Origin of the sequence: Mangrovicoccus algicola, from assembly GCF_014903745.1 — a bacterium.
GTDB classification, from domain to species: Bacteria; Pseudomonadota; Alphaproteobacteria; order Rhodobacterales; family Rhodobacteraceae; genus Mangrovicoccus; species Mangrovicoccus algicola.
In genome coordinates this window covers 1-9,657 of sequence record NZ_JACVXA010000025.1, presented here as the reverse complement: position 1 = coordinate 9,657, position 9,657 = coordinate 1, and the positions used below count along the sequence as shown (strand labels likewise).

Here is a 9,657-nt window from a genome sequence, read left to right as displayed (position 1 = left end):
GCCCGAGGCGCCCGGGGCTTTCCCCGGGGCTGCCCGCCCGGCATGCTGGACGCTTTTCCGCGGGGAAATGGTGATGTACGATACTCAAAAACGAGGGACATGATGGATCAAGGCGAAGGTGCCGCCCGCGGGCGGGGGCCGGATCCCGGCGCGGGACGGCCGACGGTGCGCGATGTGGCGCGCGAGGCGGGGGTCAGCCTGGCGACGGTGGACCGGGTGCTGAACGACCGCCCCGGCGTGCGCGAGGCGACGGCGCGGCGGGTGGGCGCGGCAATGGAACGGCTGGGCTATCAGCGCGACATGGCGGCGGCGAACCTGTCCAAGCGGCGCAGCTACCGGCTGGTCTTCCTGCTGGCGGCGGGCACCAACAGTTTCATGCACATGCTGCGCGAGGCGGTGGAGAAGACGGCCAGCTTCAGCTCGATGGACCGCATCGCCCTGCAAAGCCGGCTGGTGCCGCCCTTCGACGGTCCGGCCCTTGCCGCGGCGCTGGATGCGATCGACCCGCGGGATACCGACGGGGTGGCCGTGGTGGCCACGGACGAACCCGAGGTGCGCGATGCCATGGGGCGCCTGGCGGCGCGGGGCATCCGCGTGCTGACGCTGGTCTCGGATGCACCGAACTCTGCCCGCGAACGCTTTGTCGGCATTGACAATGTCGTGGCCGGCCGCACGGCCGCGGGCCTTCTGGGGCGGTTCTGCCCGGCGCCGGGCCGGATCGCCGTCATCATGGGCTCGGCGCTGCTGCGCGACCACGTGGAGCGGCGGCTGGGATTCGAGACGGTGATCGCGCGCGAATACCCGCATCTTGCCTGCCTGCCCCCGATCGAGGGGCGCGACGATGCCGATACGGTGGCGCGGGAACTCTCCGCGCAATTCGCGGCGGAGCCCGGCATCGTCGGCATCTACAGCCTGGGAGCGGGCAATCGCGGGATCGTCCGCGCGCTGGAAGGCCGCCCCGGCGGGCGGCGCCTGCCGGTCGTCGTGCATGAGCTGACCCCCCATGCCCGCGGGGCGCTGATGGCGGGGGTGTTCGACGCCGTGATCAATCAGGATGCCGGACACGAGATCCGCAGCGCCGTGCGCATCCTGTGCGCCCTGATCGATGGCCGCCCCACCTTCGAGCCGCAGGAACGCATCAGCGTCGACATCTTCATGCGCGATAATCTGCCGTAGCGGCATGCAGTGGTAAAAATGGCGGTTGCCCCGGATCGGAAATGATGTACGTTACTCAAAAATAAACAAGGCCCGGCAAGCGGGCGTCACATGGGAGGAGAGAATGAAGACCTTTGCAGGGGTGGCGGCGCTGTGCGCCTTTGCCGCCGTGGGGGCCCATGCCGAGACTTCGGTCAAGGTGCTGCGCCCGGAATCCAACAGTCCCGATCTGCAGCAGTTCTGGCAGGACGTGATCGCCGAATACGAGGCGGCCCATCCCGATGTCGATGTGGAGATCGAGTATTTCGCCTCCGAAGCGTACAAGACCAAGCTGCCGACCATGCTGCAATCGGATGCGCGGCCGGACCTGATCTACAGCTGGGCGGGACTGACGCTTGTCGACCAGGTGGAGGCCGGCTTGGTCCAGGACATTTCCGATGCGCTGGAACAGGACTATCTGGACAGCTTCTCGCCGGGGGCGCTGGCGGCCTTCAGTGACGGCGACGCGATCTATGGCCTGCCGATGACGGCGCGGCTGGTCGTGTTCTTCGCCAATGAGGAACTGACCGGGAAGGCCGGGATCGACCTGGCCGCCATCACCACCTGGCAGGACTTCCTCGACGCGGTCGCCACGCTGAAGGAGGCCGGGATCACGCCGCTGGTCGCGGGGGGCAAGGACAAGTGGCCGCTGCACTTCTACTACAGCTACATGCTGCTGCGCGAGGGCGGTGCCGAGGCGATCCGCGCGGCAATGGAGGGCGATGACGCGGGGTTCGAATCCGCGCCCTTCCTGGCCGCGGGCGAGAAGATGGCGCAGCTGGCGGCGCTCGATCCGTTCCAGCCGGGGGTGCTGTCCACCTCGGCCGAACAGGGCAACACCATGTTCGGCGAGGGCAAGGGCGCCTTCCTGCTGATGGGCGACTGGGCCTATACCCAGACCATCGGCGTGGATCAGGGCGACTTGCTGGAGGGCCAGCTGAAGATCCTGCCCTTCCCGGCGATCGAGGGCGGCGCGGGCGATCCCGGCGCGACCCTGGGCGGGATCAACGGCTATGCGGTGACCGCCGGCGCCCCGCCCGAGGCGGTCGATTTCCTGAAATTCTTGGTCAATGCCGAGCATCAGCGCCTCGGGGCGCAGAAGGGCCTCTTCGTGCCGGTGATGCAGGGCACGGGCGAGGCGATCCAGGTCCCCTTCACCCAGGAGATCAATGCGATGATCGAGGCCTCGCCCGAGCACCAGATCTTCCTCGACCAGTTCCTGGGCGCGTCGGTCGGCGGCACGATCAACGACATCTCGGCCGAACTGGTCTCCGGCGATGTCACGCCCGAGGATGCCGCCGCGCGCATCCAGGAGGCGTGGGACTTCCGCTAGGGCGCTCCTCCGTCCCCGCGGAACCGGGCTGCGCCGTTCTCCCGGCGGCGCAGCCGGACAACTGACATTCCCAAGAAGAGGCAATCGCAGCATGGCTGCCGTCGAGATGAATGCGGGGTCGCCCTCCGCAACCGAGAAGCTGCGCCGCAGGCTGACCAGCGGACGCATGACCGCGGCGCTGGTGCTGCTGCCCCCCGCCCTGATCCTCTTCACGCTGTTCGTGATCTACCCGCTGGCCGGGTCGGGGGTCTATGCCTTCTATGACTGGAACGGCTATGGCGCGCCCACGGATTTCGCCGGGTTCGAGAATTTCGAGCGCATGGCGGGGCATTCGGTGTTCCAGCAATCGGTGATGAACTCGCTGAAGGTGATCGCCGTGTCGCTGGTGGTGCAGCTGCCCCTGGCGCTCTTGCTGGCGCTGCTGATCTATCGCCGCACGCCCGAGAACACGGTGTTCCGGCTGGTCTTCTTCCTGCCCTACATCCTTGCCGAGATCGCCGCCGGGCTGATCTGGAGCTTCATCATGGATGGCAATTACGGCGTAGTGGCCGACCTGACCCGGGCGCTGGGGATCGACCCCTATTTCATCACCTCCGACCGCAGCTGGGCTTTCACCGCCGTCATGGTCGTGATCGTGTGGAAATATTTCGGCTTCCACATGATGATCTACATCGCCGCGCTGCAGGGCGTGCCCAAGGACATGATCGAGGCCGCGCGCATCGAGGGGGCCAGCCGCCTGGAGGTGGTGCACCATGTCCAGGTGCCGATGATCAGGCCCGCGATCATCGTCTCGGTCTTCTTCTCGGTGATCGGCGCGCTGCAGGTCTTCGACGTGGTGATCCCGCTGACCAATGGCGGTCCGTCGAACTCGTCGCACACCATCGTCACCTATCTCTACACCTTCGGCCTGGCGCGGCTGAAGATCGGCTACGGCTCTGCCGTCGGGGTGACGCTGTTCATCGCCGCCGTCGCGGTCGCGGTCTTCTATCAGCGCCTGTTCATGAGGAAACCGGCATGACCCGCGCCAACCTGATTCGCCAGATCCTCCGCATCGGCTTGCTCTGCATCATCGCCAGCTTCGTGCTGGGGCCGCTGCTGGCCACCGTTCTGGGCGGGTTCAAGTCGAACGAGGAAATCCAGACCAGCGCGCTGAGCCTTCCGGCGGTCTGGCGCACCGATATCTATGCCGGCATTCTCGCCGATCCGGGATTCTGGCGCTATCTGGGCAATTCGCTGATCATCTCGGTCGCCACCGTGGTGCTGACGCTGCTGATCGGCGCGGCGGCGGCCTATGTCTTCGCGCAGATCCGGTTCTTCGGGTCGCGGATGCTGTTTTCCTACCTGTCGCTGGGGCTGATGTTTCCCTTCGCCACCGCGATCCTGCCCCTGTTCGTGCAGGTGCGCGACCTGGGTCTTCTGGATACCTACTGGGCGGTGATCCTGCCGCAGACCGCCTTCGGCCTGTCGCTGGCGATCCTCTTGTTCCGCACCTTCTTCGCCGAATTGCCCAAGGAGCTGTTCGAGGCCGCCTATGTCGAGGGCTGCGGCTATATCCGGTTCTTCTGGCGGTTCACCCTGCCGCTTTCCACGCCGATCCTGGCCACGGTGGGGGTCTTCGTCTTCGTGCAAAGCTGGAACAACTTCCTGCTGCCGCTCGTCGTGCTGAACTCGCGCGAGGCCTTCACCTGGCCCCTGGGCATGATGCAGTATCGCGGCGAATACGCGGTGGAATGGAACCGCACCCTCGCCTTCGTCACCCTCACCATCCTGCCGGCCGTCGTCTTCTTCGTCGCCGCGCAGAAATACATCGTCGCCGGTCTGACCGGGGGCGCCGTCAAGGGCTGATCCATGACCGACACCATCCGCAATCCGATCCTGAAGGGGTTCAACCCCGATCCTTCCATCCTCCGGGTGGGCGAGGATTATTACATCGCCACATCGACCTTCGAATGGTTCCCGGGCGTGCAGATACACCATTCGCGCGACCTGAAGAACTGGCGGCTGCTGGGCCGTCCGCTGACCCGCGCCAGCCAGCTGGACATGCGCGGGGCCGAGGAATCCGGCGGCGTCTGGGCGCCCTGCCTGACCCATGCCGACGGGAAATTCTGGCTGATCTATTCCGACCTGAAACGCCGCACCGGCGCCTTCAAGGACAGCCGCAACTACCTTGTGACGGCGGAGGACATCGAAGGCCCCTGGTCGGACCCGGTCTACCTGAATTCCTCGGGCTTCGATCCGTCGCTCTTCCATGACGAGGACGGGCGGAAATACCTGCTGAACATGGTCTGGAACCACCGCAACCAGGAAAAGGGCGGCAAGTTCGGCGGCATCCTGATCCAGGAATATTCGGTGGAGGAGCAGCGGCTGGTCGGCCCGGTCACCAATATCTATCGCGGCACCGACCTGCGCCTGACCGAGGGGCCGCATCTCTATCGCCGCGACGGCTGGTACTGGCTGCTGACCGCCGAGGGCGGCACCGAATACGATCACGCCGTCACCATGGCGCGGTCGCGCAACCTTCTGGGCCCCTACGAGACAGACCCGGCGAAACACATGCTGACCTCAAAGGACGCGCCCGACGCCGCGCTCCAGCGCGCGGGCCATGCCGATATCGTCGAGACCCAGATGGGCGAGCATTACATGGTGCACCTGTGTTCGCGGCCGCTGCCGGGGACGCGGCGGTCGGTCTGCGGGCGGGAAACCGCGATCCAGAAGATCATCTGGGAGCCCGGCGAATTCCCGCGCCTCGCCCATGGCGGCAATGTGCCCGCCCCGGAGGTCGCCGCGCCGGATCTGCCTGCGCATCCCTGGCCCGATCCCCAGCGCGATTTCGCCTTCGCCCCCGGCCCTTTGCCCGCGCCGCTGCAATGGCTGCGCACGCCTGAGACCGGGCGCATCTGGTCGCTGGATGCGCGTCCGGGATGGCTGCGGCTCTTCGGCCGCGAGTCCCCCGGCAACCGGTTCGAGCATTCGGTCGTCATGCACCGCCAGACAGACTGGGCCTATGACGCCGAGACGGAGCTGGAGTTTTCGCCCGCGGGCTATCTGCAGATGGCCGGGCTGATCTGCTACTACAACGCCTATCTCTTCCACTATCTCGCGGTCACCGCGACCGAGGAGGGCGCGCGCGAGCTGATCGTCATGTCCGTGAAGGGCGACTACCCGACCGGCGCGCTGGACTACCCGCTTTCCGCGCCGATCCCGCTGCCCGCGACCGGAACCATCCGGCTGGGCGTCTCGGTCGATCGCGAGGCCCTGCGCTTCCGCTATGCGCTGCCCGGGGAGGACTGGCAGGCGCTGCCCGTCACGCTGGATGCGTCGCTCCTGGCGGATGAGGCGGCGGGAAATGCCTGCGGCAGCCATACCGGCGCCTTCGTGGGCATGGCCGCGCATGACATCGCCGGGACCGCGACGCCGGCCGATTTTTCCCGTTTCACCTATGCGCCCCGCCCGGCGTGACGAGGAGACCCCCATGGCAGAGGTCAGACTGGACGACATCACCAAGAGTTTCGGCAACCTGACGGTGATCCCCGAACTCAATCTCACGGTTCCCGACGGCTCCTTCACGGTGCTGGTCGGGCCCTCGGGCTGCGGGAAATCCACGCTCCTGCGGATGATCGCGGGGCTGGAGACGCCGAGCCGCGGCCGCGTCCTGATCGGCGGCCGCAACGTCACGGAGGAAGAACCCTCGCGGCGCGAGATCTCGATGGTGTTCCAGTCCTATGCGCTGTTTCCCCATATGACGGTGGCGCAGAATATCGATTTCGGCCTGCGCCTGCAGAAGATGCCAAAGCTCGAGCGCGAGGAGCGCGTGGCCCGCGCCGCCAGGATCCTGGCGCTGGAAAGCTATCTGGACCGCAAGCCTTCGCAGCTTTCCGGCGGCCAGCGCCAGCGCGTCGCCATCGGCCGGTCGATCGTGCGCAATCCCAAGGTCTTCCTGCTGGACGAGCCGCTCTCCAATCTCGATGCGGCGCTGCGCGGCCAGATGCGGGTGGAACTGGCGCAGCTGCACCGGTCGCTGGGCGCGACGATGATCTACGTCACCCATGACCAGGTGGAGGCGATGACCCTGGCCGACCAGATCGTGGTGATGAAGGACGGACGGATCGAGCAGGTCGGCGCTCCGATGGACCTGTATGACCGTCCCGCCACCGAATTCGTCGCCGCCTTCATCGGCTCGCCCAAGATGAACCTGCTGCCGGGACGCAGCATAGGGCGTCAGGACGTCAAGACCGCCGGCATCCGCCCCGAGCATATCCGCGTCGACGGGGCCGAGGGCACCTGGGCGGCGCGTGCCGAGGTGGTGGAGACGCTGGGCGCCGACACCATCGCCTATATGAGCGCCGAGGGCATCGACAGCATAACCGTGCGCCTGCCCGGGCATATGCGGCTGAAGGCCGGGGACCGGCTGTTCCTGACGCCCGAACCCGCCAACCTGCATCTCTATGACGAGAAGGGACACCGCATGGAGGCCCGCGCATGACCCCCCTTGGCATCGGCATCATCGGCTGCGGCGTGATCAGCGACATCTACATGAAGAACTGCGCGCTCTTCCCCCAGATCCGCCTTGCCGCCCTGGCCGACCTGAACATGGAGGCCGCCGCCGCCAGGGGCGCCCGATACGGCGTCCCGGCGGTCACGGTGGAGGATCTGATGCGGCGCGAGGATGTCGACATCGTGCTGAACCTCACCATCCCGAAGGCGCATGTCGAGGTCGGGCTGAGGGCGCTGGAGGCGGGCAAGCATGTCTATGCCGAGAAGCCGCTGGCCGGGACCGTCGCCGACGGGCGGCGGCTGGTGGAGGCGGCCGAGGCGCGGGGGCTGCGGCTGGGCTCGGCCCCCGATACCTTCCTCGGCGGATCGCACCAGACGGCGCGCGCGCTTCTGGATGCGGGGCGCATCGGCCGCGCCACCGCCGGGACCGCCACGATGATGGTGGCCGGGCATGAACGCTGGCACCCCAATCCGGATTTCTACTATGCGGGCGAGGGCGCCGGGCCGCTAATGGACATGGGGCCCTATTACGTCACCGCCATGGTCAACCTGCTGGGGCCGGTGGCGCGGGTCACCGGCATGGCGGCGAAGGGGCGCGACAGCCGCGTCATCGCCACCGGCCCGCGCGCGGGCACCGAGATCCCGGTGGAGGTCCCGACCCATGTGACCGGCGTGATGGAATTCGTCTCCGGCGCGCTGGTGCAGATCGTCACCAGCTTCGACGTCAAGGCGCATCGCCACGGCCCGCTGGAGCTGTACGGCACCGGGGGCGCGATGCTGATCCCCGATCCCAACCGCTTCGACGGCGAGGTGATGCTCCATGACGGGGACTGGCAGGCCCAGCCGATGCGCCACGCCCATGGCGACGGCAATTACCGCGGCCTGGGGCTGGCGGACATGGCTGCCGCCATCGCCGCTGGCCGCGATCACCGCGCCTCCGGCCGGCTGGCGCTGCATGTGCTGGAGGTGATGGAGGCGCTGCTGCGCTCGGCCGGATCGGGACGGGCGGAGACCCTGACAACCACCTGCGAGAGGCCCGCATCGCTGCCCGAGGGCGAGGCGACCGGCAGGTTCGAGGAAACGGAGATGGCGCAATGACCCGCAAGGCCCTGATTTTCCATGGCGGCTGGGACGGACACGAACCCGGCCCCTGTTCCGGGATCGTCGAGGCGCTGCTGGCCGCCGAGGGCATGGAGGTGACCCGGGTCGAGGGCACCGCCATCCTGGCCACGGCGGATCTGCGCGCGTTCGACCTGATCGTGCCGGTCATGACCATGGCCGAGGTCGAGAAGGCGGAGGTCGCGGCGCTGGGGGCTGCCGTCGAGGCGGGCTGCGGGCTGGGCGGGTTCCATGGCGGCATGTGCGACACGTTCCGCAGGAACACCGAGTACCAGTTCATGACCGGCGGCCAGTTCGTCGCCCATCCCGGCAATGTCATCGACTACCGGGTGGAGATGGTGGCGGCGGGCGATCCGCTGCTGCAGGGCATCGGCGATTTCGACTACCGCTCCGAACAGTATTACATGCATGTCGATCCGCGCATCGAGGTGCTGGCCACCACGACCTTCTCGGGCGAACACGCCCCCTGGGTCGCGGGCACGCGCATGCCTGTGGTGTGGAAGCACCGCCATGGCCGGGGGCGGGTCTTCTACTCGGCGCTCGGCCACAAGGCCGCGGAATTCGACCATCCGCAAATGAAGGAAATCCTCCGCCGCGGCCTGCTCTGGGCTGCGCGCGATGACAATTGAGGGAGGTCCCCCGATGGACGGCACCAGAGTTTCCCGGTTCTTCGACGGCATTCCGAAGATCGCCTATGAGGGCGCCGGGGCCGAGAGCGACTTCGCCTATCGCCATTACGATCCCGACGAGGTGGTGATGGGCAGGCGGATGGAGGACCATCTGCGCCTGGCGGTCGCCTATTGGCACAGCCTGGCCTGGACCGGGGCCGATCCGTTCGGAGCGCCGACGCTCGACCGGCCCTGGGCGGGCGACACGATGGAGGCGGCGCGCGCCAAGGCGGAGACGGCCTTCGAGCTGTTCGGCATTCTCGGCACGCCCTATTTCTGTTTCCACGACGCGGATGTGCGCCCCGAGACCGGGAGCCTGCGCGGCAATATCGCCGGGCTCGACGAGATCGGCGACCTCTTCGCGGCGAAGATGGAAGAGACGGGGGTGAAGCTCCTGTGGGGCACTGCCAACCTGTTCACCGATCCGCGCTTCATGGCGGGCGCCGCGACCAATCCCGACCCGGAGGTCTTCGCCTGGTCGGCCGCCACGATCCGCGCCTGCATGGATGTAACCCACCGGCTGGGCGGCGAGAATTACGTGATGTGGGGCGGGCGCGAGGGCTATGAGACGCTATTGAACACCGACCTGAAACGCGAGGCCGACCAGGCGGCGCGGATGCTGGGCATGGTCATCGACTACAAGCACAAGATCGGCTTCGAGGGCACGCTCCTGATCGAGCCGAAGCCGCAGGAGCCGACCAAGCACCAGTATGATTTCGACGTGGCGACGGTCTATGGCTTCCTGAAACGCTACGGGTTCGAGAAGGAGGTCAAGCTGAACATCGAGCAGGGCCATGCCATCCTGGCAGGCCACAGCTTCGAGCACGAGCTGGCGCTGGCGGGGTCGCT

General features: G+C 67.2%; 9 protein-coding genes. All 9 read left to right on the top strand.

The genetic code is table 11. The features are described 5' to 3' along the window. The first annotated feature begins 102 nt into the window (after positions 1–102). Positions 103–1,176, top strand: coding sequence for a LacI family DNA-binding transcriptional regulator (locus ICN82_RS10105; RefSeq protein ID WP_226898415.1), 1,074 nt, complete (start codon positions 103–105; stop codon positions 1,174–1,176). A gap of 103 nt (positions 1,177–1,279) precedes the next feature. Beyond that, positions 1,280–2,527: an ABC transporter substrate-binding protein gene (locus ICN82_RS10100; RefSeq protein ID WP_193182268.1), complete on the top strand. Its 1,248-nt coding sequence runs from the start codon at positions 1,280–1,282 to the stop codon at positions 2,525–2,527. A 91-nt stretch (positions 2,528–2,618) separates the two neighbouring features. After that, positions 2,619–3,545 (top strand): carbohydrate ABC transporter permease, encoded by a 927-nt coding sequence (locus ICN82_RS10095; protein ID WP_193182260.1) that lies wholly within the window; start codon positions 2,619–2,621, stop codon positions 3,543–3,545. Continuing rightward, positions 3,542–4,372 (top strand): carbohydrate ABC transporter permease, encoded by an 831-nt coding sequence (locus ICN82_RS10090; protein ID WP_193182258.1) that lies wholly within the window; start codon positions 3,542–3,544, stop codon positions 4,370–4,372. The genes ICN82_RS10095 and ICN82_RS10090 overlap by 4 nt, the downstream gene beginning before the upstream one ends. Positions 4,373–4,375: 3 nt before the next feature. Next, the gene (locus tag ICN82_RS10085; protein ID WP_193182256.1) at positions 4,376–5,986 is read left to right on the top strand and encodes a glycoside hydrolase family 43 protein; all 1,611 of its coding nucleotides are present in this window, start codon (positions 4,376–4,378) and stop codon (positions 5,984–5,986) included. A 13-nt stretch (positions 5,987–5,999) separates the two neighbouring features. Then, positions 6,000–7,010, top strand: coding sequence for an ABC transporter ATP-binding protein (locus tag ICN82_RS10080; protein WP_193182254.1), 1,011 nt, complete (start codon positions 6,000–6,002; stop codon positions 7,008–7,010). Then, positions 7,007–8,119, top strand: a complete 1,113-nt coding sequence (locus ICN82_RS10075) for a Gfo/Idh/MocA family protein (protein WP_193182252.1) — start codon at positions 7,007–7,009, stop codon at positions 8,117–8,119. Before ICN82_RS10080 ends, ICN82_RS10075 begins: the two co-directional genes overlap by 4 nt. Beyond that, positions 8,116–8,769, top strand: a complete 654-nt coding sequence (locus ICN82_RS10070) for a ThuA domain-containing protein (protein ID WP_193182250.1) — start codon at positions 8,116–8,118, stop codon at positions 8,767–8,769. Before ICN82_RS10075 ends, ICN82_RS10070 begins: the two co-directional genes overlap by 4 nt. A 13-nt stretch (positions 8,770–8,782) precedes the next feature. Continuing rightward, positions 8,783–9,657: xylose isomerase (locus ICN82_RS10065; protein ID WP_193182248.1), on the top strand; the 875-nt coding region annotated here is incomplete at its 3' end.

What these genes read in the sequence shown, in the direction of transcription:
- ICN82_RS10105 (WP_226898415.1), top strand. Translation starts at nt 103, where the DNA reads ATGGATCAAGGCGAAGGTGCCGCCCGCGGGCGGGGGCCGGATCCCGGC.
- ICN82_RS10100 (WP_193182268.1), top strand. Translation starts at nt 1,280, where the DNA reads ATGAAGACCTTTGCAGGGGTGGCGGCGCTGTGCGCCTTTGCCGCCGTG.
- ICN82_RS10095 (WP_193182260.1), top strand. Translation starts at nt 2,619, where the DNA reads ATGGCTGCCGTCGAGATGAATGCGGGGTCGCCCTCCGCAACCGAGAAG.
- ICN82_RS10090 (WP_193182258.1), top strand. Translation starts at nt 3,542, where the DNA reads ATGACCCGCGCCAACCTGATTCGCCAGATCCTCCGCATCGGCTTGCTC.
- ICN82_RS10085 (WP_193182256.1), top strand. Translation starts at nt 4,376, where the DNA reads ATGACCGACACCATCCGCAATCCGATCCTGAAGGGGTTCAACCCCGAT.
- ICN82_RS10080 (WP_193182254.1), top strand. Translation starts at nt 6,000, where the DNA reads ATGGCAGAGGTCAGACTGGACGACATCACCAAGAGTTTCGGCAACCTG.
- ICN82_RS10075 (WP_193182252.1), top strand. Translation starts at nt 7,007, where the DNA reads ATGACCCCCCTTGGCATCGGCATCATCGGCTGCGGCGTGATCAGCGAC.
- ICN82_RS10070 (WP_193182250.1), top strand. Translation starts at nt 8,116, where the DNA reads ATGACCCGCAAGGCCCTGATTTTCCATGGCGGCTGGGACGGACACGAA.